Here is a 19,758-nt window from a genome sequence, read left to right on the forward strand (position 1 = left end):
CTCAATGATTCGCCGCATCGGCCGGACCGTGATTCATCTTACCCTGATCGCCCCGCACCCGCTCGATGTGCGGGTGCGCCCACGAGCCGGTGATCGCGTAGTCGAGCGCGAACGCGCGCGACAGCGTCTCCGACAGCGCGTAGTTCGCGGCCAGCACGCCGACGCCGAGCAGCGGGTTGATGATGGCCGCCCCGATCGCGGCGGCGCCCGCGCTGATCTTCGGTGCGACGTGCGCATGGAGGTCCTGCGTCTCGGCGCCGAGATCGACCGCGCCGCGCACGGCGACGTTCGCGGGCCCCGTCATCATCGAGAAGTCGTCGGTGCGGGCGATTCCGTTCGAGATCTGGCCGGTGCCGGTGATCTTGTCGAACGGCAGCCCCTTGCCGATCACGTCGCGGAAATTCAGCGTCAGGAAGCGCGCGAGGCTCTGCAGGCTCAGCACGCCGAGCAGCTTCGCCGCGCCCGGGTCGACCTTCAGGATCTGGCCGTGTTCGAGATCGATCGCGATCTGGCCGCCGAGCGACGGGAAGTCGAGCGCGGTCGGGCCGCCGCGCCAGCCGACCTTGCCGGTCACCGAGCCATGGCCGCCCGCCAGCGTGCGCGGCAGGCCGACGCGGTCGAGCAGTGCGCCCGCGTTGCCGATGTCGAGCTTGAAGTCGAACACGGTACGGCGCGGTGCGTCGCTCTCGTCGGCGCCGCGGGCGAGCGCGCGGCGCGACGTGCGCCAGTTGCCGGTCGCCGTCAGCTTCGCGTCCGGGTTCGACAGCTCCAGCTTGTCGAGCTGCCAGACCGGCGTGCCGGCTTCATCGATATTGCGCGCGTTGACGACGAGGCGGCCGATGTCGTGGTTGCGCGCGACGACCTGGTCGACGATCAGGTCGATCGACGGCATCGGGCGGTCGGTCGGTGTCGGCAGGTTCATCGCGCGGCCGACGAGATCGTGCTGCGCGCTGTCGGGCACCACGAGCTTCGCGAGCCGCGCGTTCAGCACGCCCGCGCCGTTGTGGCCGCCGCCCGGCGCCCACGACAGGTAGCCCGACACCTGGTTCGACGCGATGTTCGCCTGCCACAGTTCGTCGACGTGCGACGCGCCGATGATCACGTTTTCCCAGTTGCGCTTGAGCAGCTTCAGCGTGCCGAAGTGGAGCGCGAAACGCTTCGGCGCGAAGCTTGCGAAATCGACACGCGGCGCGGCCTGCGGCTCCGGCGCGCGCGGCGTGTCGGGCTTCAGCGTATGGGCAAGCGCGAGCCAGGCGTCGGCGTCCAGTTCGTTGACGTCGACGGCCGCGCTCACGCCGTCCTGCGGCATGTCGGGCATCCGGTGGATGCCCATCGCGCCGCGCACAGCGCGCAGCGGCTGGCCGCGCGTCGCGTCGAGCAGGTAGGTGGCCGACACGGGGCCGAGCGTCAGGTCCGCGTGTTCGAGGCGCTTGCCGTCGGTTTGCGGCGCCGGCTGCAGTGTGAAGCTGAACGGCATCGGCGTGCCGGCCGTCTTCGCGAACGGCGCGGGGAAATTCAGCGCGACGCCGGTCAGGTCGGAGTGAGCGCTGATGTCGGGCAAGCGGCCCGGTGCGCCGCGCACGGCGACCTTGTACGGTGCGTCGCCGACCACGTGTTCGAGCAGTGCGGCGGCCGGGCCGTGCAGGTTCAGGCCGCGTGCGGCGTCGAGCGCGAGCCGGCCGTCGACGTCTACCGTGTACGGGCCGTGCGACTGGAAGTTGCCGTTCGCGCGCACCGGGCCGCCGAGGAAGCGTCCCGACAGGTCGTGCAGCGATGCGCCGGCCTCGGTGAACCGGACACTGCCGCGCAGTGCCGACAGCGGCGGCACGCCATTGGTCGTCAGCGTGTTGCCGCCGAATGCGAGTGCGCCTTCGACGTGCGTGTGCGGATGCGCGACGTGCTGCGGAATCGTGATCTTGAGCCCGAGCGACGCCGGTCCCTGCGCATCGATCCGCTGGCCGATGTGCCCGCTCATCGTGCCGAGCGAGCTGTTGTCCGCGTAGTCGATCAGGTCGGCGAGCGGGCCCTGCGCATGGCCGTCGATGATGAGCGGCGAGTGGGTCGGATTGCCGAGATCGTCGATGCGGCCGGCGACCTTCGTCAGCGCGACGCGCTTGTAGTGTGCGCGGTGGATGTCGAAGCGCAGCTTGTTCTGCGCGAGCTCGAACACGCCGTCGATCCCGTCGAGCGCCGGCCAGACGCTCGGCGTGCCGTTCGCGAGCTTGCGCGGCGGGTACGGCGTCGGTTCGAAGCGGCCGCCGGTGAACGGCGCGACGATGTGGAACACGCCGGCGTCCGGCTCGTGTTCGAACGGGAATTTCTCGAGCGGGCCACGGGCGACGATCGACGCGCCCTTGGTCACCTGGCCGTCCTGCAGCGCGTGGCCGAGATAGTCGCGCAGGTGTTCGGACATCCCGGTCGGCAGGTAGCGGGGGATGCGCGCCACCGACGCGCGGGCGAAATCGGCGCGCAGGTCGAGCGAGCCGCGGCCGTGGCCGGGGTTCGCGTACGAGCCCGACACCGCGATTTCGGCATCGGGGTTCGAGACGAGCAGGTCGGGCAGCGATACGTCGACGCGCGCGTGCTTCTCGCCGGGCGCGGGCGTGATCGTCCATTTGGCATTGCCGCGCAGGCGGTCGAACGTCAGGCGCGGCTCGTCGAATTCGCCGGGCACCGTGACGGCCGCATTGACCGTGTCGAAATGTGCAGAGCCGCCTGTCTCGTTCGCGTCGACGCGGCCCCACAGGTTCTCGACACCCGGCCAGCCGGCGCGCGGGTGGCCGCGCGGCGAGAGCCCGGGCGGCGGTTCCTGCGCCGCGAAGCTGATGCCTTGCAGGTCGCCGAGGAAGCGGTAGCGCACGATCGGCGCGGCGCCCATGCGCCGCTCCTCGTCGGCGAGGCCCGCGTGCGCGGGTTTCGCGCGTTCGACCTCGATGTGATAGTTCGACACCATTCCGCGCGGGTCGATCTTGATCAGCTCGTTGCGCAGGCGTGCCGGCAGCGGCAGGCCGCGAATGAATTCGCTGAGGATGCCGAGATCGACGCGGTCGCCGACGACGCTCAACAACTGCCCCTGGTTCGCGGTCGGCACGCGGTAGCGGGCCGTCAGCGTCGACAGCGCGAGCGAGCGGGCCAGCGGCGTGCCGTCCGGCAGCGGCGGCTGGCCGAGCTCCGCGTTGAAGCGCGTCAGGTGCAGCTTGTAGTCGTGGCCGGCGTCGAGCTGCATGTCCCAGCCGAAGCCGACCGTCGGCACGTCGAGCCGCGGCTGCGTCGGGCGCACGCGCAGCGCGACGTCCGCGCCCTGCAGGTCGCCGCCCGCCGAATGCAGGTGGCCGTCGCTGAAGGTAGCCCAGATCGCGTTGTCGATCCGGCCCGCGTGAATCGTGAGCGGCATGTCGAGGTAGCGCGCCAGCGTCTGCAGGTCGACCGGGCCCGTCGACAGGTACGCGTCGCCCGTCCAGTTCGCCGGCTTGCCGATCGGCGCGAGCGGCTTGTGCTTGAAGCGCGCACGGAAGTCGAGCGGGCCGAGCAGCAGCGTGCCGTTCGCGGGCGCCTGCAGCGCGGCCTTGTGCACGCGGCCGGTGTTGAGCACCGCGAGCCGGATGCCCGACAGCACGAGCTCCGGCGCGTCATGCTGCGCGTCGCGCCAGCGCAGCGTGCCGCCGCGCAGCACGATTGCCTCCTGGTTCAGCAGCCACGTGCCGAACGTGTCGTTGCCGCCGTGGGTGGTCCCCACGCCGACGCCCGCGATGCTCAGCGAGCCGTCGGCGGCACGCGCGACGACCAGGTCGGGCTGGTCGACGATCAGGCTCGACAGCGCGGGCGACAGCCGCAGCAGCGACATCCATGACAGCGCGGCCGTCGCATGCGGCACCGACAGCGCGACCTTGCCGTCACGGCCGCGGATCGTCAGGTTCGTGAGTTCGACGCCCGGCTGCATGCCGGACCAGTTCGGGGAAAGCTTGCCGATTGAAAGCTGCGCGTGGAGCTTGTCGGACACCGCGCGTTCGATGCGCGGGCGGAATTCGTCGATGCGGGGCAGCAGGACGTAGCGCAGCCCGAGGAACGCGCCGGACGCGACGAAGTAGGTGCCGATCCCGACTGCCAGCGTCACCCTGAACACGCGACGCAGGACCGGATGATCGTGCTTCGGAGGTCCCGCTTCGGGCGCAGCTACGGCGGATTCCTGACGGTCGGACATGCGGCGGACGGGCGGCGATATGGTAGTTTTGCAGACTGACGTTGAAATGTATCACACGGGTTCGTGCCGGCGGCCGTTGCGGCAGCGCGGCACGGGCTTTCCGGCGCGCGGTTTCGCGACGGGCGCACCTGCCCCGCGACGCCGCGCCGAGTCCATGGAGCCGGTCGGGAGCGGGGCGCGTGTGCGTTTCCCGTGCCGGCCGGCCGTTCCGCCAGGCCCGCTTCTCGATGACCGACGCTTCCGCCCTGATCTGCACGTCCTATTCCCGTTACCTGGCCCGAGCGGCCGCCGCGCGGCCCGCGCTGGCCGAACAGATCGCCGTGTGGGCCGCCGCACCGCTCGCCCGCGCGCAGCAGGATGCGCGCCTCACCGAACTGCTCGGCACGCCGGCCGCCGGCACGGCTGCGCCGACCGAGGAGCAACTGAAGCGCGCGCTGCGGCAACTGCGCGCCGAGGTGTTTGGCGCGGTCGCGGAGCGCGACCTGCGCGGGCTCGCCGACGTCGCCGAAGTGACGGGCGCGATGACCGATCTCGCCGAGGTGTCGGTGCAGCGCTCGCTCGCGCTGCTGTCGGCCGAGCTCGAGGCGCTGTACGGCGAGCCGCGCGGCGCCGACGGCCAGCGCGTCGTGCTCGGCGTGGTCGGGATGGGCAAGCTCGGCGGCCGCGAGCTGAACGTGTCGTCGGACATCGACCTGATCTTCGTCTACGAGGACGACGGCGAGACGACCGGCGGCACGCGTTCGCCATTGTCCACGCAGGAATACTTCACGCGGCTCGGCCGGCGGCTGATCGGCGTGTTGTCGGAAGTCACGGCCGACGGCTACGTGTTTCGCGTCGACATGCGGCTGCGTCCGAACGGCGATTCGGGGCCGCTCGTCTGCAGCCTCGGCATGCTCGAGGAATATTTCTACGTGCAGGGCCGCGAGTGGGAACGCTACGCGTGGATCAAGGGGCGGCTCGTGTCGGAGGGCGAAAGCGACGCGGCGCAACGGCTGGCGTCGCAACTCGAGTCGCTCGTCAAGCCGTTCGTATACCGCCGCTACCTCGACTTCGGCGTGATCGGCGCGATCCGCTCGCTGCACCAGCAGATCCGGCAGGAAGCCGCGCGCCGCGCGTCGATGCGGCCCGACAAGGCCGACGACATCAAGCTCGGGCGCGGCGGGATCCGCGAGATCGAATTCAGTGCGCAGGTGTTCCAGCTGATCCGCGGCGGCCAGGATGCGGAGTTCCGCGTGCGGCCGACGCTCGCGGTGCTGCGCCATGCGCAGGCGCGCGGGCTGATCGGCGAGGATGTGCGTGCGCGCCTGACCGATGCCTACAATTTTCTGCGCACGCTCGAGCACCGGCTGCAGTACCGCAACGACGCGCAGACGCACGCGATGCCGGTCGAGCCCGACGAACGCGCGGCGCTGGCCGCGTCGCTGGGCTTTGCCGACTACGCGGCGCTGATGACGGTGCTGGACGGCCACCGCACGTTCGTCGAAGCGCAGTTCGACCAGATTTTTGCCGACAAGGCGAGCGGCGCGCCCTGCGCGGCCGGCGACGACACGGCAGCCGCGTGGATCTGGAGCGGCGCGCTGGCCGACGACGGCGAGGACGACGCGCTGGTCGCGCGTCTCGACGGCCTCGGTTTCAAGGATCCGGCCACCGTGCTCGCCCGGCTGCGCGCGATCTGGCAGTCGTCGCGCTACACGGGCCTGCCGGAAAAGAGCCGGCAGCGCTTCGACAGCGTCGCGCAGCGGGCGCTCGACGCCGCGCCGAACATCGACGCCGCGCGCCGCGACGACACGATCGTGCGCCTGTTCGACCTGCTCGAGACGGTCAGCCGGCGCGGTGTCTATCTCGCATTGCTGACCGAATATCCGGCCGCGCTCGACCGCGTGCTGTCGGTGCTCGGTGCGACGCGCTGGGGCGGCGGCTACCTGATCCGCCATCCGCAGCTGCTCGACGAACTGCTCGACGACGAGGCGATCGCGAGCCCGTTCGACTGGCCCGCGTTCAAGGACGCACTGCGCGCGCGACTCGCCGCGGCCGACGGCCCCGAGCAACAGATGGACCTGCTGCGGCACGCCCAGCACGCGGAGGTGTTCCGGATCCTGCTGATCGATCTGGCCGGGCAACTGTCGGTCGAGCACGTGAGCGACCGGCTGTCCGAGCTGGCCGACGCGGTGCTCGACGTGACGATCGAAGTCGTCTGGTCGCAGCTCGCGAAGCGCCATCGCGACGTGCCGAAGTTCGCGGTGATCGCGTACGGCAAGCTCGGCGGCAAGGAGCTCGGCTACGCATCGGATCTCGACCTGATCTTCCTGTACGACGACGCCGACGAGCGCTCGGCGGACGTCTACACGACCTTCACGCGGCGCCTGATCACGTGGCTCACCACGGCGACCGGGGCGGGCGCGCTGTTCGACATCGACCTGCGGCTGCGGCCGAACGGCGAGGCCGGCCTGCTCGTCACCGATCTCGACGCGTTCCGCCGCTACCAGCTGCGCGAGGGCGACGCCGCGAATACCGCGTGGGTCTGGGAGCACCAGGCGCTGACGCGTGCCCGCTACAGCGCGGGCGACGCGCAGATCGGCGCGGACTTCGAGGCGATCCGCCAGCAGGTGCTGACGACGCCGCGCGACGGCGGCGTGCTTGCGAAGGAAATCGTCGACATGCGCGGCAAGGTGTTCGCCGGCCACCCGAACCAGACCGAGCTGTTCGACCTGAAGCACGATCGCGGCGGGATGGTCGACATCGAGTTCATCGTCCAGTACTGGGTGCTGCTGCACGCGTCGAGCGATGCCGAGCTGATCCGCAACACGGGCAACATCGCGCTGCTGCGCGAGGTCGCGCGCTTCGGGTTGATGGGCGAGGACGAGGCCGAGCGGGTGGGTGCGGCGTACCGGAAGTACCGGAAGCTGCAGCACAAGCTGCGGCTCGATGGCATGGAAAAGGCGCGGGTCGATCCGGCGGTGGTGGCCGACGAGCGGGCCGCTGTCACGGCGCTGTGGGAGCGCGTGTTCGGGGCGGTTGAAACGGATAGTTGAAACGGCCGTTCGATGCGGTGCGGCAGGGTGGACGCGATTGCGCCACCGGGCAAAAAAGGACCGGCGCGTGCGCCGGTCTTTTTGCGTTCGATGAACGGATAACGGGTGGCCAGCGTCAGGCGGCCAGCATTTCCTTCGCGTGCTTGCGCGTGGTCGCCGTGATCTCGAGGCCGCCGAGCATCCGTGCGACTTCCTCGATGCGGCTGGCGCGGTCGAGTGCGACGACGGTCGACACCGTACCGCCACGGTCGTCGGCGCCTTTTGCGACCTGGTAGTGGTGATCCCCGCGCGCGGCGACTTGCGGCAGGTGTGTCACGCACAGCACCTGGCGATCGCGCCCGAGCTGGTGCAGCAGGCGGCCGACCACTTCGGCGACGCCGCCGCCGATGCCCGTATCGACTTCGTCGAAGATCAGCGTCGGCGTCGGGCTTGCCGCGCTGGCGATCACCGCGAGCGCGAGGCTGATCCGCGCGAGCTCGCCGCCCGACGCAACCTTCGCGAGCGGCCGCAGCGGCACGCCGGGGTGCCCGGCGACCCGGAATTCGACCTGTTCAAGCCCGTGCGGGCCGCCGTCGGCGAGCGGGACGAGCGCGACTTCGAAGCTCCCGCCCGCCATCGACAGCTCCTGCATGCTGGCCGTGACGGCCGTGCCGAGCGCCTTGGCGGCCTGCGCGCGTGCCTTGGACAGGTGCTTCGCGTCGGCGAGATAGGCTTCCCGCGCCTTGGCCTGCACCGCCACGAGCGCGCCGAGGTCGGCCGCCGCATCGAGTGCGGCGAGCTGCGCGCGGCGTGCCGCGTGTTCTTCGTGCAGCGTGTCGGGCGGCAAGCGGAACTTGCGGGCGGTCGAGTGCAGCGCATCGAGGCGCGATTCGACCTGCGCGAGCCGTTCGGGGTCGAGATCGACGCGCTGCGCATAGTGAGACAGCGAATAGACGGCTTCCTGCAACTGGATCTCCGCCGGTTCGAGCGACGCGAGCGCGTCGCCGAGCGAGGTGTCGTAGTCGGCGAGGCTGCGCAGCTTCGACACGATCGCGCCCAGCTGCGCGAGCATCGCGTCGTCGGACTCGGACAGCGCGTTGAGCGCACCGCGCACGCCTTCGATCAGGTTCGCCGAATGCGACAGGCGCTTGTGCTCGTTGCTGACTTCGTCCCATTCGCCGGCTTGCGGCGCGAGCTTGTCGAGTTCGGCGAGCTGCCAGGCGAGCTTTTCGCGTTCGAGCTGCAGCTCGCGCTCGTGCGCTTTGGCTGCTTCGATCGCCTGCGTCGCGTCGCGCCACACGCGCCATGCGCGCGCGACGTTCGCGGCATCGGCGACGAGGCCGGCATGCGTATCGAACAGCTCGCGTTGCGCGTCGGGCCGCATCAGCAGCTGGTGCGCGTGCTGGCCGTGGATGTCGACGAGCATTTCGCCGAGCTCGCGCAGCTGCGCGAGCGTCGCGCTGGTGCCGTTGATGAACGCGCGCGACCGGCCGTTCGCATCGATCACGCGGCGCAGCATCACGGTGTCCTCGGTGTCGAACGCGTGTTCGTCGAGCCAGCGCGCGACGCGGTCGTGCGGCGTGAATTCGGCGGTGATGTCGGCGCGGCCGCAGCCGGTGCGCACGACGCTCGCGTCGGCACGTTCGCCGAGCGCGAGGGCGAGGGCGTCGATCAGGATCGATTTCCCGGCACCGGTTTCGCCGGAAAAGACGGAAAAGCCGCTGTCGAATTCGAGATCGAGCGCGGCGACGATGACGAAGTCGCGGATCGAGAGGTGGCGGAGCATGGTGTCGGGCGGAGCGGCGTCAGGACGCCTTGTCGTCTTCGTTCGAGGCGTGTTCGTTCCAGTGCAGCTTCTTGCGCAACGTCGCGTAGTAGCTGTAGCCGATCGGGTGCAGGAACGGCACCGTGTGCTTCGAGCGGCGCACCTCGATCGTGTCGTTCAGTTCGAGCGCGGTGAACGACTGCATGTCGAAGTTCACGTTGACGTCGCGCCCGCCGACGATCTGGATCGCGATTTTCGAATCGTCGGGCAGCACGATCGGCCGGTTCGACAGCGCGTGCGGCGCGATCGGCACGAGCACGATGCCTGCCAGCTGCGGATGGAGGATCGGGCCGGCCGACGACAGCGCGTAAGCGGTCGAGCCGGTCGGCGTCGCGACGATCAGGCCGTCCGAACGCTGGTTGTACATATATCGGCCGTCGACCGACGCGCGCAGCTCGACCATCCCGGAGAAGCCGCTGCGGTTCACGACGACATCGTTGAAGGCGAGCGCATGGTAGATCGGTTCGCCGTCGCGCATGATCCGGGCCTCGAGCAGCGCGCGCTCCTCGCGCTCGAACTTGCCCGACAGGATCACCGGGACGAGCGCCTGCATGTCGGCCGCCGCGATGTCGGTGATGAAGCCGAGCCGCCCGTGGTTGATCCCGATCAGCGGTGTCCTGTACGGCGCGAGCTGACGGCCGATGCCGAGCATCGTCCCGTCGCCGCCCAGTACGACCGCCACGTCGGCGCGCGCCCCGATTTCGGCCGGGGTCAGCGCCGGATAGCCGGTGATGCCGATCTCGCGCGCGGTTTCGGCTTCGAAGACGACCTCGAAGCCCCGCTTGGCGACGCAGGCGGCCAGTGTGGCGAGCGGCTCGGCGATGTTCGGCGTGTTGCTCCGGCCGACGAGCGCGACAGTGTTGAACTGATTACCGGTTTTCATGCCGGCATTACACCATAGCTCGTTGACGAAAAGAACCGGCTGTGCGCAGACGGGGCCGGATCGGGCCGGCCCGCGCAACGGTAGCCGACGCCACTCGCCGCGGTCGCGCGGTTGCGCTAAAATTTTCCACCATGCTAGATCCTCGCGCACGAACCCTCCTGAAAACCCTGATCGAACGGTATATCGCCGACGGTCAGCCAGTCGGATCGCGCACGTTGTCCCGTTACTCCGGGCTCGAGCTGAGCCCGGCAACGATCCGCAACGTGATGTCCGACCTGGAGGAGCTCGGCCTCGTGTCGAGCCCGCACACGTCGGCCGGCCGAGTGCCGACGCCGCGCGGCTACCGGCTGTTCGTCGACACGATGCTGACGGTCGAGGCGCCGATCGACGCCGAAGCCGTTGCGCGGCAGGTGCAGAACACGCTGCAGGCCGGCGAGCCGCAGCAGCGCGTCGTGGCGGCCGCCGCGAGCGTGCTGTCCAACCTGTCGCAGTTCGCGGGCGTGGTGCTCACGCCGCGCCGCAGCCACGTGTTCAAGCAGATCGAGTTCATGCGCCTGTCGGACAAGCGCATCCTGCTGATCATCGTCACGCCCGAGGGCGACGTGCAGAACCGGATGCTCGCGACGCCGCGCGATTACTCGCCGTCGCAACTGACCGAGGCGTCCAACTACATCAACGCGCATTTCGCCGGACTGTCGTTCGACGAGGTGCGCCGCCGCCTGCGCGACGAGATCGACCAGTTGCGCGGCGACATGACCGCGCTGATGCATGCCGCCGTGACGGCCAGCACCGAGGTGCCGGACACCGAGGACACCGTGCTGATTTCCGGCGAGCGCAACCTGCTCGAAGTGGCGGATCTTTCGTCCGACATGGCTCGGCTGCGCAAGCTGTTCGACGTATTCGACCAAAAGACGGGCCTCCTGCAACTGCTCGACGTGTCGAGCCACGCCCAGGGCGTGCAGATCTTCATTGGCGGCGAATCGACGCTCGTGCCGATCGAGGAAATGAGCGTCGTGACCGCGCCTTACGAGGTGAACGGGCAGATCGTCGGCACGCTCGGCGTGATCGGCCCGACCCGCATGGCGTACAACCGCGTGATACCGATCGTCGACATCACCGCGCGCCTGCTGTCGCTCACGCTGAGCCAGCAGTAGCCTGCCGTCGCCAGCCCGATCCTGCCCCGTCATCGTGCCGCGGCACCGTGTGTGCCGACAGTCGGCCGAACGGCCAGCCGACCGGCGCGCAGCGGCCCGCTATAATTGAGAGCCGTCCGGTCCCGTGCCCAGAGCACGTAATTGCCCATGCGTTTCGATCTTGAGCCGCCTTCGAGCACCGCGGCTGCCCATCGCATCGGCGTGCTGCTGATCAATCTCGGCACGCCCGACGCACCCACGCCGCGCGCGGTACGGCGCTACCTGGCCGAATTCCTGTCGGATCCGCGGGTCGTCGAGATTCCGCAGGCTATCTGGCAGGTGCTGCTGCGCACGGTGATCCTGCCGCTGCGCGGCCGCGCGTCTGCAAAGAAATACGCAGCCGTCTGGATGCCCGAGGGCTCGCCGCTGCGCGTGTACACGGAACGCCAGACCGACAGCGTGCGACATCTGCTCGTGTCGAACGGCTATCAAGTGCAGGTCGACTACGCGATGCGCTACGGCAGCCCGAACATTTCGCACGCGCTCGCGCAGTTCAAGCGCGCGGGCGTCGAGCGCGTGCTGCTGATGCCGATGTACCCGCAATATTCGGCGTCGACCACGGCCACGGCCTTCGACGCCGCCTTCGAAGCGCTCGCGCGCATGCGCAACCAGCCCGAGGTGCGCACGGTGCGGCACTACGCCGACCATCCGGCCTATATCCATGCGCTGGCCGAGCAGGTGCGCCAGTATTGGGCGCAGCACGGCCGGCCCGACTTCGCGGCCGGCGACAAGCTCGTGCTGAGCTTTCACGGCGTGCCGAAGCGCACGCTCGACCTCGGCGACCCCTATCACGACCAGTGCCAGCAAACGGGCGCGCTGCTGATGGCCGCGCTCGGGCTGTCGACCACCGAATGCCGCGTCACGTTCCAGTCGCGCTTCGGCAAGGCCGAATGGCTGCAGCCTTACACCGCGCCGACGCTGCGCGAGTTCGGCGAGGCCGGCGTGCGGCGGGCCGACGTGTTCTGTCCCGGTTTCACGGCCGACTGCCTGGAGACGATCGAGGAGATCGGCATGGAAGTGCGTGACGAGTTCCTCGCCGGCGGTGGCAAGGTGTTCCACCGCATTCCATGCCTGAATGGCGCGCCCGCGTGGATCGGTGCGCTCGGCGAGATCGTCGCCGAGAATCTGCAGGGCTGGCCGGTCGGGGCCGCGCAGCCCGAAACCGTGGGTTGAGATGAAACGACCCCCACGCTCATTTCGTTCACTGCCCCCCGAGGGGGCGGTCAGCCTCCTTGGGGCGGCCCGGCGGAGGCTGCGATGAACTACAAGATTTCGACCGAACCGGGCGCGAAGCTGCGCATCGACAAATGGCTGTGGGCGGCCCGGTTCTTCAAGACGCGCTCGCTCGCGACCGATGCGGTCGACAAGGGGCACGTGAAGATCGGCGGCGCGGCGGTCAAGCCGGCGAAGGAAGTGCGCGTGGGCGACGAGGTCGAGATTGCGATCGACGGCATCGTCTGGCACATTGCCGTGCTCGGCATGTGCGACGTGCGCGGGCCGGCGAGCGTCGCACAGACGCTTTACGCGGAAACGGAAGCAGGGCGGGCCGCGCGGCTCGCCGAACTGGAGCGGCGCCGCACGTATCGCGAGCCGGCAGCCGAGTTGCACGGGCGGCCGACGAAGCGCGACCGGCGCATCATCGACAGATTTTCTGGTGGGAGCTGAACATCTGGTCGAACGTCGCCCGCGCGCTTCCGTATTCGGTCGTGCGGTCGGTGACGGCTCCCGACAGGCAGATGGTGGTGGTGCCGGCAATGAGTACCAGCGCGACCACCGAGATCGCAAAGGTCAGTTTCATGGTACTCCCCTCGAGAAGAAGGGTGAAAACGGCGCCAGGTGGATGTCAGGCGACGGTCAGCTAGGGGTAAACACGCTTTTCCGACGCTTGAGTGGAGTGTAGTGCAGCGGGCCTGTGCCAAGCTAGTACTTGCCAGGTAAGCGTTGTTACCGGCCGTTTCGCCCGATCTGGCGGACTATGCGGCCGATGCCCCGGCGTGACGCGCGGTTGTTTCGCGGTATTGGAGAATGCCGGCGAATAACCCTCTTGAAATCGTCGTTTTCACCCTTATTTGCACCAGCAATGTGCGGTGCCACCGGGTATATAACCCGGCGGTTGCCGATTTGGCTTCAACCTCTAATCGACTTTCAGCGACATGGAAAACACGCAAGAGAACCCGGCATCCCAATCGGCCGAAGATATCGGCAGCGAGAAGCAGGCGGCGCAAGGCGCTGCTCCCGCCGCCGAAGCAGCCGACGCGGCGCTCGCGGAGGCTCAAGCCAAGGTCGCCGAGCTGCAGGAGAGCTACCTGCGGGCGAAGGCCGAAACCGAGAACGTCCGCCGCCGCGCGCAGGACGACGTCGCGAAGGCGCACAAGTTCGCGATCGAGAGCTTTGCGGAGCACCTGCTGCCCGTACTGGACAGCCTGGAAGCGGCCGTCAACGATACGTCCGGCGACATCGCGAAGGTGCGCGAAGGTGTCGAGCTGACGCTGCGCCAGCTGACGAGCGCGCTCGAGAAGGGCCGCGTCGTCGCGCTGAACCCGGTCGGCGAGAAGTTCGATCCGCATCAGCACCAGGCAATTTCGATGGTGCCGGCCGAGCAGGAGCCGAACACCGTCGTCACCGTGCTGCAAAAGGGCTACACGATCGCCGACCGCGTGCTGCGTCCGGCGCTCGTTACCGTCGCGCAGCCGAAGTAAGGCCGTCGCGATGCTGCCAGCCGGCGTCGATCCGGCCGCGTTCAACGCGTTCGACATGCAGGCACTGGACGCCGGCACGTTCGACGCGGCGATCGGCGGCGCGGGTGATGCGCTCGCGGTGGTGTTCTTCTGGGGCGTCGACTGCTTCAACTGCGAGATCGCGAAGAAGGCGATGCTCGCCCAGCCCGACGCGATCCGCGCGCTGGACCTGAAGTGGTTCCATTGCAATGTGTACGAACACCACCAGCTGGGGCGCCGCTTCGGGCTGCACGGCGTGCCGACGTGGTTCTTCTTCCACCGCGGCAAGCGGCTCGGGCGCGCGACGGGCTGGCATGGCCTCGCGCAGTTCCAGGCAGCGGTGTCGGCGGCACGCGCGAAAATCGCCGCGTCGGGCGGCGATCCGCCGGGCGGCGATCCGCTAGCCGGCAGCGATTGAAAAAATTTAATATCCGCATCGCTCGTCGGGTCTTGAAAACGGATCGGACGGACGCATTTCGGGAACAGAGTTGAATTCTGGCGCGCGAAACCGCCCCCAAACGCGGCGTTTTGCGCAGCAAACAAGCATTTCTGGAGATTAGGAAAAATGGGAAAGATCATCGGTATTGACCTCGGCACCACGAACTCGTGCGTCGCCATCATGGAAGGCAACCAGGTCAAGGTCATCGAGAACTCGGAAGGCACGCGCACCACGCCGTCGATCATCGCCTACATGGACGACAATGAAGTGCTCGTCGGCGCGCCGGCCAAGCGCCAGTCGGTGACCAACCCGAAGAACACGCTGTTCGCAGTGAAGCGCCTGATCGGCCGCCGCTTCGAAGAGAAGGAAGTCCAGAAGGACATCGGCCTGATGCCGTACACCATCATCAAGGCCGACAACGGCGATGCATGGGTTGAAGCGCACGGCGAAAAGCTCGCGCCGCCGCAGGTTTCGGCGGAAGTGCTGCGCAAGATGAAGAAGACGGCCGAAGACTACCTCGGCGAGCCGGTCACGGAAGCCGTGATCACGGTGCCGGCGTACTTCAACGACAGCCAGCGCCAGGCAACCAAGGACGCTGGCCGCATCGCAGGCCTCGAAGTCAAGCGGATCATCAACGAGCCGACCGCGGCTGCGCTCGCGTTCGGCCTCGACAAGGCCGAGAAGGGCGACCGCAAGATCGCCGTGTATGACCTCGGCGGCGGCACGTTCGACGTGTCGATCATCGAAATCGCGGACGTCGACGGCGAAATGCAGTTCGAAGTGCTGTCGACCAACGGCGACACGTTCCTCGGCGGCGAAGACTTCGACCAGCGCATCATCGATTACATCATCGGCGAGTTCAAGAAGGAGCAGGGCGTCGACCTGTCGAAGGACGTGCTCGCGCTGCAGCGCCTGAAGGAAGCCGCTGAAAAGGCGAAGATCGAGCTGTCGTCGAGCCAGCAGACCGAAATCAACCTGCCGTACATCACGGCCGACGCATCGGGCCCGAAGCACTTGAACCTGAAGATCACCCGCGCGAAGCTGGAAGCGCTGGTGGAAGACCTGGTCGAGCGCACGATCGAACCGTGCCGCATCGCGATCAAGGACGCAGGCGTCAAGGTGTCGGACATCGACGACGTGATCCTGGTCGGCGGCCAGACGCGTATGCCGAAGGTGCTGGAGAAGGTGAAGGAATTCTTCGGCAAGGATCCGCGCCGTGACGTGAACCCGGACGAAGCCGTCGCAGTCGGCGCGGCGATCCAGGGCCAGGTCCTGTCGGGCGACCGCAAGGACGTGCTGCTGCTCGACGTGACCCCGCTGTCGCTCGGTATCGAGACGCTCGGCGGCGTGATGACGAAGATGATCAGCAAGAACACGACGATCCCGACGAAGCACGCTCAGGTGTACTCGACGGCGGACGACAACCAGGGCGCCGTGACGATCAAGGTGTTCCAGGGCGAACGCGAAATGGCAGCCGGCAACAAGCTGCTCGGCGAGTTCAACCTCGAAGGCATCCCGCCGGCACCGCGCGGCGTGCCGCAGATCGAAGTGACCTTCGACATCGACGCGAACGGCATCCTGCACGTCGGCGCGAAGGACAAGGCGACCGGCAAGGAAAACAAGATCACGATCAAGGCGAACTCGGGCCTGTCCGAGGCTGAAATCGACCAGATGATCAAGGACGCGGAAGCGAACGCAGCGGAAGATCACAAGCTGCGCGAGCTGGCTGATTCGCGCAACCAGGGCGACGCGCTGGTCCACAGCACGAAGAAGGCGCTGACCGAGTACGGCGACAAGCTGGACGCGGGCGAGAAGGAAGCCATCGAAGCGTCGCTGAAGTCGCTCGAGGAAGTGCTGAAGGACACGTCCGCCGACAAGGCTGCGATCGACGCGAAGGTCGAGGAACTCGGCAAGGTTTCGCAAAAGCTCGGCGAAAAGATGTACGCCGACATGCAGGCCCAGCAAGCAGGTGCGGCCGGCGCAGCGGGTGCAGCGGAAGGCGCGGCTCACGCGGGCGGCGCGCAGCAGGCTGCCGACGATGTCGTCGACGCCGAGTTCAAGGAAGTGAAGAAGGACTAAGCCGGGTTGCCCCGGTGCCGCACGCCGCGCGCGCAACCCGCGCGCGGCGCGGCCGACGGGTTGGCTGACAAGCGGTCTGTCTTTCCTTCCGGATGGCCGGATCGACTCCACGCCTGGCGGGCTTCGCGGCCCTCCGGGCACATTTGTTTTTTGGCGGGTGCTGCGCGAGCCGTCCGCGGCGGGCGCGGCGCCAGACGAGTCGAGAGACTTTACTGCAGGCGAAAGGAGCCGCCGTGTGCGCGATGCGCGGCGGCACAGTGAATCGATATGGCGAAACGGGATTACTACGAGGTTCTGGGCGTCGCGAAGAATGCGAGCGACGACGAAATCAAGAAGGCGTATCGCAAGCTTGCGATGAAGTATCACCCTGACCGCAATCCGGACAACAAGGATGCGGAAGAGCATTTCAAGGAGGCGAAGGAAGCCTACGAAATGCTGTCGGACGGCCAGAAGCGGGCGGCGTACGACCAGTACGGCCACGCGGGCGTCGATCCGAACATGGGCGGTGCGGGTGGTCAGGGTTTCGGCGGTTTCGCGGACGCGTTCGGCGACATCTTCGGCGACATCTTCGGCCAGGCCGCGGGCGGTGCCGCGCGCGGCGGCCGTGGCGGCCCGCAGGTGTATCGCGGCGCGGACCTGCGCTACAGCATGGAAATCACGCTCGAGCAGGCTGCACACGGCTACGACACGCAGATCCGCGTGCCGAGCTGGGTGTCGTGCGAGGTCTGCCACGGGTCGGGCGCTAAGCCCGGCACGAAGCCGGAAACCTGCCCGACCTGTCACGGCCAGGGCACGGTGCGCATGTCGCAGGGCTTCTTCAGCATCCAGCAGACCTGCCCGAAGTGCCACGGCACGGGCACCTACATCCCCGAGCCGTGCGTGCATTGCCACGGGTCGGGCAAGGTGAAGGAAACCAAGACGCTCGAAGTGAAGATCCCGGCCGGGATCGACGACGGGATGCGGATCCGCTCGGCCGGCAACGGCGAACCGGGCATCAACGGCGGGCCGCCGGGCGACCTGTACGTCGAGATCCACATCAAGCCGCACTCGGTGTTCGAGCGCGACGGCGACGATCTCCACTGCCAGATGCCGATCCCGTTCACGACCGCCGCGCTCGGCGGCGAGATCGAGGTGCCGACGCTGGCCGGTCGTGCTTCGTTCCCGGTGCCGGAAGGCACGCAGTCGGGCAAGACGTTCCGCCTGCGTGGCAAGGGCATCAAGGGGCTGCGTTCGAGCATCGCGGGCGATCTGTACGTCCACGTGCAGGTCGAGACGCCGGTGAAGCTGACCGACAACCAGCGCGACCTGCTCAAGCAGTTCGAGAAATCGCTGGCCGAGGGCGGCGCGCGTCATAGCCCGCAGAGCAAGAGCTGGTTCGACCGTGTGAAGAGCTTCTTCGAGTAACTCGAGTAACAGCATGACTGAAGGCAACGAGAGCGCGTCGTTCGCGCTCTTGGACGATTGCGACTCGACCGCGCTCGCGCGGTCGAGTCGTTTGTATTCGGGGTTCGTGCGCGAACGTGTGTGCACGGATCCGGCTCGGCTCGACGAGGTCGACGCGGCCGTGGCGCAGGACCTGCGCGACGGGCTGCACGCGGTCGTCGTCGGCGATTACGAATTCGGACGCAACCTGCAACGAGCGCAGCCGGGCCATGCCCCGCTGCGCTTTTTGCTGTATGCGTGCTGCGAGCGCCTGTCGTGCGACGAAGTCGACGCGTGGCTCGCGCACCAGGACGGCGGCGGTACGCCGTCGATTGCGGGCGTCGCGCATGTCGGGAAGAGCGTGTCGCGCGATGCGTTCGACGCGGCGATCGCCGCAGTGCACGACGCGCTGCGCGCGGGCGATTCGTATCAGGTCAACTACACGTACCGGCTGAACTTCGACGTGTTCGGCACGCCGCTCGCGCTGTACCGGCGGCTGCGTGCGCGCCAGCCCGTGCGCTACGGCGCGCTGATCGCGTTGCCCGACGGTACGTGGGTCGTGTCGTGCTCGCCCGAGCTGTTCGTCGAGAAGCACGGCGACGTGCTGCGCGCGCGGCCGATGAAGGGCACCGCACCACGTTCGGCCGACCCGCGCGACGATGCGGCCGCCGCCGCGTTTCTCGCGAACGATCCGAAGAACCGCGCGGAAAACGTGATGATCGTCGACCTGCTGCGCAACGACGTGTCGCGGATCGCGCGCACCGGCACGGTCCGCGTACCGGCGTTGTTTTCCGTCGAGCCGTATGCGTCGGTGTGGCAGATGACGTCGACGGTCGAGGCCGGCTGGCGCGACGGGACGACATTCGCGCAGATGCTGCGTGCGCTGTTTCCGTGCGGGTCGATCACGGGTGCGCCAAAGCACAAGACGATGGAACTGATCGACGCGATCGAGTCGACGCCGCGCGGGCTCTATACGGGCGCGATCGGCTGGCTTGACGCTGCGACGCAAGGTGCCGATTCCGACGCGCTGGGCGATCGCCTGGCCGGTTGCGGCGATTTCTGCCTGTCGGTCGCGATTCGTACGCTGACGCTCGACGCGGCCGGCGAAGGCGCTGACTGCGAGGGTGTGACACGAGCCGATGCCGAAACACGCCGTTCGGAAGCGGCAATCGCCGGCCGGCGCCGCGGCACGATGGGGGTCGGCGCGGGCATCGTGCTCGACAGTGTCGCGGCCGACGAATATGCGGAGTGCGAATTGAAAGCACGATTCCTGACGGACGCCGATCCCGGCTTCCAGCTGTTCGAAACGACCGCCGCCACGCGTGCGGACGGCATCCGGCATCTCGATCGCCATCTGGCGCGACTGCAGCGTAGCGCGGATGCGTTCGGCTTCCGCTTCGACGCCGACGCGTTGCGTCGCGAGATCGACGCGCGCTGCGCGGCGCTCGACGGCGACGGCGCTTACCGGATGAAGCTCGCGCTCGCGAAGGACGGCACGATCGAGATCATCACGGCGCCGCTCAAGCCGCTGCCGGCGGGGCCGGTCGGCGTGCTGCTGGCGTCCGCGCACGGCTTCGCACCGACTCGCGCGAACGATGCGCTGCTGCTGCACAAGACCACGCGCCGCGCCGAATACGATCGCGCGTGGCAGGCGGCGGAGGCACTCGGCGGTTTCGACATGCTGTTCGTCAACGAGCGCGGCGAGGTGACGGAAGGCGGGCGCTCGAACCTGTTCGTGAAGCTCGACGGCCAGTGGGTGACGCCGCCGCTCGAGTCCGGCGTGCTGCCGGGCGTGATGCGCGGCGTGCTGCTCGACGATCGTGCGTTCGGCGCGACGGAGCGGGTCGTGACCCGCGACGATCTCGCGCGTGCGGAGGCGCTATTGCTGACCAACGCGCTGCGCGGCGCGCTCGACGCGGTACTGAAGTAACCGGCAGAGCGACCGCTACTGGCAGCGTAAGCAAGAAAAAGCGCGGCGCCCCGCAAAG

Annotated in this window: 13 protein-coding genes; 9 read left to right on the forward strand and 4 right to left on the reverse strand. The window is 68.2% G+C overall.

The annotated features are described in order from the left end of the window. Position 1: 1 nt before the first annotated feature. A complete protein-coding gene (locus LXE91_RS08525) occupies positions 2-4,201 on the reverse strand; it encodes a YhdP family phospholipid transporter (RefSeq protein WP_046196659.1) in 4,200 nt (1,399 codons plus the stop codon). Positions 4,202-4,428: 227 nt separating this feature from the next. Here LXE91_RS08525 and glnE point away from each other — a divergent pair, with 227 nt between their 5' ends. Further along, positions 4,429-7,233 carry a bifunctional [glutamate--ammonia ligase]-adenylyl-L-tyrosine phosphorylase/[glutamate--ammonia-ligase] adenylyltransferase gene (glnE, locus tag LXE91_RS08530; RefSeq protein WP_212271368.1) on the forward strand — a complete coding sequence of 935 codons (2,805 nt, stop codon included), beginning with the start codon at positions 4,429-4,431 and terminating at the stop codon, positions 7,231-7,233. Between the two features lie 115 nt (positions 7,234-7,348). Here the strand turns inward: glnE and recN are convergent, their stop codons facing one another. Then, positions 7,349-8,998: a DNA repair protein RecN gene (gene recN / locus LXE91_RS08535; RefSeq protein WP_039361362.1), complete on the reverse strand. Its 1,650-nt coding sequence runs from the start codon at positions 8,996-8,998 to the stop codon at positions 7,349-7,351. 19 nt (positions 8,999-9,017) lie between these two features. Continuing rightward, positions 9,018-9,920: an NAD kinase gene (locus tag LXE91_RS08540; RefSeq protein ID WP_039361361.1), complete on the reverse strand. Its 903-nt coding sequence runs from the start codon at positions 9,918-9,920 to the stop codon at positions 9,018-9,020. A gap of 131 nt (positions 9,921-10,051) precedes the next feature. Here LXE91_RS08540 and hrcA point away from each other — a divergent pair, with 131 nt between their 5' ends. The 3 genes from hrcA to LXE91_RS08555 all read left to right on the forward strand — a co-directional run bounded on the left by hrcA (position 10,052) and on the right by LXE91_RS08555 (position 12,778). Further along, positions 10,052-11,074, forward strand: a complete 1,023-nt coding sequence (gene hrcA, locus LXE91_RS08545; RefSeq protein WP_031399637.1) for a heat-inducible transcriptional repressor HrcA — start codon at positions 10,052-10,054, stop codon at positions 11,072-11,074. 147 nt (positions 11,075-11,221) lie between these two features. Continuing rightward, on the forward strand, positions 11,222-12,286 hold the full coding sequence (hemH, locus tag LXE91_RS08550; protein ID WP_039361360.1) for a ferrochelatase: 1,065 nt from the start codon (positions 11,222-11,224) through the stop codon (positions 12,284-12,286). Positions 12,287-12,370: 84 nt separating this feature from the next. Then, positions 12,371-12,778 carry an RNA-binding S4 domain-containing protein gene (locus LXE91_RS08555; protein WP_039361359.1) on the forward strand — a complete coding sequence of 136 codons (408 nt, stop codon included), beginning with the start codon at positions 12,371-12,373 and terminating at the stop codon, positions 12,776-12,778. On the opposite strand, the gene LXE91_RS08560 is transcribed toward LXE91_RS08555, so the two are convergent. Further along, positions 12,750-12,911, reverse strand: a complete 162-nt coding sequence (locus LXE91_RS08560) for a hypothetical protein (RefSeq protein ID WP_006476841.1) — start codon at positions 12,909-12,911, stop codon at positions 12,750-12,752. The genes LXE91_RS08555 and LXE91_RS08560 overlap by 29 nt on opposite strands. Before the next feature lie 355 nt (positions 12,912-13,266). Between LXE91_RS08560 and grpE the strand changes: the two genes are divergently transcribed. The 5 genes from grpE (at position 13,267) to LXE91_RS08585 (ending at position 19,700) form a co-directional block, all read left to right on the forward strand. Continuing rightward, positions 13,267-13,812, forward strand: a complete 546-nt coding sequence (grpE, locus tag LXE91_RS08565) for a nucleotide exchange factor GrpE (RefSeq protein ID WP_039361358.1) — start codon at positions 13,267-13,269, stop codon at positions 13,810-13,812. 10 nt (positions 13,813-13,822) lie between these two features. After that, the gene (locus LXE91_RS08570) at positions 13,823-14,248 is read left to right on the forward strand and encodes a thioredoxin family protein (protein ID WP_039361357.1); all 426 of its coding nucleotides are present in this window, start codon (positions 13,823-13,825) and stop codon (positions 14,246-14,248) included. A gap of 147 nt (positions 14,249-14,395) precedes the next feature. Beyond that, a complete protein-coding gene (gene dnaK / locus LXE91_RS08575) occupies positions 14,396-16,348 on the forward strand; it encodes a molecular chaperone DnaK (RefSeq protein ID WP_039361356.1) in 1,953 nt (650 codons plus the stop codon). Positions 16,349-16,615: 267 nt separating this feature from the next. Next, positions 16,616-17,752 (forward strand): molecular chaperone DnaJ, encoded by a 1,137-nt coding sequence (dnaJ, locus tag LXE91_RS08580; protein WP_039361355.1) that lies wholly within the window; start codon positions 16,616-16,618, stop codon positions 17,750-17,752. Between the two features lie 13 nt (positions 17,753-17,765). Then, the gene (locus tag LXE91_RS08585; RefSeq protein ID WP_039361354.1) at positions 17,766-19,700 is read left to right on the forward strand and encodes a chorismate-binding protein; all 1,935 of its coding nucleotides are present in this window, start codon (positions 17,766-17,768) and stop codon (positions 19,698-19,700) included. The last annotated feature ends 58 nt before the right edge of the window (positions 19,701-19,758 follow it).

It is taken from the genome of Burkholderia contaminans (assembly GCF_029633825.1).
Classification (GTDB): domain Bacteria; phylum Pseudomonadota; class Gammaproteobacteria; order Burkholderiales; family Burkholderiaceae; genus Burkholderia; species Burkholderia contaminans.

What these genes read in the sequence shown, in the direction of transcription:
- LXE91_RS08525 (WP_046196659.1), bottom strand. Translation starts at nt 4,201, where the DNA reads ATGTCCGACCGTCAGGAATCCGCCGTAGCTGCGCCCGAAGCGGGACCT.
- glnE (WP_212271368.1), top strand. Translation starts at nt 4,429, where the DNA reads ATGACCGACGCTTCCGCCCTGATCTGCACGTCCTATTCCCGTTACCTG.
- recN (WP_039361362.1), bottom strand. Translation starts at nt 8,998, where the DNA reads ATGCTCCGCCACCTCTCGATCCGCGACTTCGTCATCGTCGCCGCGCTC.
- LXE91_RS08540 (WP_039361361.1), bottom strand. Translation starts at nt 9,920, where the DNA reads ATGAAAACCGGTAATCAGTTCAACACTGTCGCGCTCGTCGGCCGGAGC.
- hrcA (WP_031399637.1), top strand. Translation starts at nt 10,052, where the DNA reads ATGCTAGATCCTCGCGCACGAACCCTCCTGAAAACCCTGATCGAACGG.
- hemH (WP_039361360.1), top strand. Translation starts at nt 11,222, where the DNA reads ATGCGTTTCGATCTTGAGCCGCCTTCGAGCACCGCGGCTGCCCATCGC.
- LXE91_RS08555 (WP_039361359.1), top strand. Translation starts at nt 12,371, where the DNA reads ATGAACTACAAGATTTCGACCGAACCGGGCGCGAAGCTGCGCATCGAC.
- LXE91_RS08560 (WP_006476841.1), bottom strand. Translation starts at nt 12,911, where the DNA reads ATGAAACTGACCTTTGCGATCTCGGTGGTCGCGCTGGTACTCATTGCC.
- grpE (WP_039361358.1), top strand. Translation starts at nt 13,267, where the DNA reads ATGGAAAACACGCAAGAGAACCCGGCATCCCAATCGGCCGAAGATATC.
- LXE91_RS08570 (WP_039361357.1), top strand. Translation starts at nt 13,823, where the DNA reads ATGCTGCCAGCCGGCGTCGATCCGGCCGCGTTCAACGCGTTCGACATG.
- dnaK (WP_039361356.1), top strand. Translation starts at nt 14,396, where the DNA reads ATGGGAAAGATCATCGGTATTGACCTCGGCACCACGAACTCGTGCGTC.
- dnaJ (WP_039361355.1), top strand. Translation starts at nt 16,616, where the DNA reads ATGGCGAAACGGGATTACTACGAGGTTCTGGGCGTCGCGAAGAATGCG.
- LXE91_RS08585 (WP_039361354.1), top strand. Translation starts at nt 17,766, where the DNA reads ATGACTGAAGGCAACGAGAGCGCGTCGTTCGCGCTCTTGGACGATTGC.